The following is a 306-nucleotide window of genomic DNA, read 5'->3' on the forward strand; positions in this document are numbered from 1 at the left end:
CAGGATCGCCACCTTGCGGGTGCGAATCCCGCCATCGCCGGGGCGCGCGGTCAGCGATAGCGTGGGCGACTCTCGCACCGACTTGCCTTCCGGCATTTCGGCGCGGGGATGCGCTTCGGGCAGTTCGATACCCAAGCCATCAGCGACTTTCTGCGCCAGCGCTTCGGAGGCATTGCGCAGCATCCCCAGCGTACGCGCGCGGATCGCCGGCACGGTCACCTTGCTCAGCTCGAAGCGGAAGGCGGCGACGATGTGCGCCTGCTCGACCGGGGTCTGGCTGTCGAAGAACAGCCGCGCCTGGTCGAA

The 306-nt window shown here is 68.0% G+C and carries 1 protein-coding gene; it reads right to left on the reverse strand.

Translation table 11 applies throughout. The features are described from left to right. Nucleotides 1–306, reverse strand: a 306-nt coding sequence (locus FLQ44_RS18230; protein ID WP_276607885.1) for a catalase-related domain-containing protein, incomplete at both ends; no start/stop codon positions are given.

Source organism: Vogesella mureinivorans, assembly GCF_007644035.1.
Taxonomy (GTDB): domain Bacteria; phylum Pseudomonadota; class Gammaproteobacteria; order Burkholderiales; family Chromobacteriaceae; genus Vogesella; species Vogesella mureinivorans.